This window comes from Aliterella sp. E5.1, assembly GCF_057473825.1.
Genome location: NZ_JBYCCV010000295.1, coordinates 1 through 1,778, shown reverse-complemented (window position 1 = coordinate 1,778; position 1,778 = coordinate 1). Strand labels below are relative to the sequence as shown.

Annotated in this window: 1 protein-coding gene and 1 pseudogene; both read left to right on the top strand. The window is 43.3% G+C overall.

Features of this window, described 5'->3' with window-relative positions:
• Window positions 1-1,145 (top strand): annotated as a pseudogene (locus tag AC2VE5_RS26485) (hypothetical protein); the annotation flags it as partial.
• Window positions 1,121-1,759, top strand: a complete 639-nt coding sequence (locus AC2VE5_RS26480) for an alkaline phosphatase family protein (RefSeq protein ID WP_486890527.1) — start codon at window positions 1,121-1,123, stop codon at window positions 1,757-1,759. The pseudogene AC2VE5_RS26485 and the gene AC2VE5_RS26480, both read left to right, overlap by 25 nt.
• The last annotated feature ends 19 nt before the right edge of the window (window positions 1,760-1,778 follow it).

Sequence of the window (1,778 nt, the reverse complement as noted above, 5' to 3'; positions counted from 1 at the left end):
TTAGTGTTAGTCAAGATGGCAGCAGACTTTATGTAGTCAACGCCAAAAGTAATTCTGGTCCCAACCCTTCTAATAACCGCACTACGGAGGTAGGAGCAGCGCGGAACACTAATTTTAGAAATGACTACACTTGGGCTTTAGAAAAAGCGGGGATTTCGATAATTCCAGTTCCTAGTCGTAGAACCCTAGATAATCTATCTCAGCAAGTAGACAAAAATAATGGGTTGACCAACCGCCGTCAATACCCGATGATGAATTTTCTCAGGACTAAGATCAAGCACGTTATCTATGTAGTCAAAGAAAATCGCACCTACGACCAAGTTTTAGGCGACTTAGAGCGCGGTAATGGAGATCCGGCACTGACATTATTTCCAGAGCGGATTTCACCCAATCATCACAAGTTAGCCTCAGAATTTAGCATTTTTGACAATTTCTATGACAGTGGCGAATCTAGCGGAGTTGGTTGGAATTGGTCTACCTATGGTCGCACTACCGACTACACCGAAAAAACTCAATCAGTGCTTTATGGAAACGCTAATTTTAATGGCTTAACTTACGACTACGAGGGAACTACCCGCAACGTTAATCCAGCATTAGCGCAAACTTCTAGCACTCCATCCCAGATAAATACGCGCTTAACAGGACTATTAGATCCTTCGGGCAATTCTTCAATTTTGCCTGGAGATAAAGATGTTAATGCTCCGGAAGGAGACGGCGAACTAGACCAAAAATCGATTGGTGGTTATCTTTGGGATTCAGCGTTACGTGCTGGTAAGACGGTAAGAAATTATGGTTTCTTTATCGATCTCACTTACTATGGTACGACGCAAGCTGATCCAACCAAGAGCGATCCAACTAACCCATTGTACATCCCGATTTCTCCTACGCCTTTTACAGATAAGATTCCTCAAGCACCTGTCACAAAAAAAGTGCTGCTAGATAAAACCGATATCTACTTCCGGGGATACGACCAGAAGCATCCAGATATTTATTTGTTCAACGAGTGGCTGCGCGATTCCACTCAAAATGGACTGCCTAACTTAACGCTGTTAAGATTACACCACGATCACTTTGGCAATTTTGACAGTGCGATCGCGGGTTTAATACTGCAGAACTCCAAATGGCAGATAATGACTATGCTTTAGGATTGCTAGTTGAAAAAATTTCTAAGTCTCCTCAGTGGAAAGAGACAGCGATTGTCGTCATCGAAGATGATGCCCAAAATGGACCAGATCATGTAGATTCTCATCGTTCTTTAGCTTACATAATTTCTCCCTACAGCAAGCGAGGCGAACTTGTTAAAACTAACTACAACACTGTTAGCGTCCTGAGAACTATGGAAGATTTATTAGGGATACACTACGTTGGCATGAACGATGCTAATGCGGAGCCAATGGTAGATGCTTTTACGAGAGTACCCAACTTTACTCCTTACAAAGCTGTTGTACCAGGGAATTTGTGTACTACACCTGTAGACCCGAATCTCGTACCAGCTTGCAAAGATCCTCAAGCCGTGAAAACCCTAGCGATGCCTTTGTTACACGATCGCCAGTGGTGGACAAAAGCAACGGTAGGCTTCAATTTTGAAGTAGAGGACAAGCTGGATAGCGAGGTATTTAATCGCGTTTTGTGGGCGGGAATTAAGGGGGACAGCATACCTTACCCAACCAAGCGTAGTAGGGCAGATTTGCGCCAAAATCGCGCTCAGTTATCAGAAAAATGGGGAGCAAGCAAACGTATATCTAATAACTCTAAGTAGATTGACCGATTTTTGATAA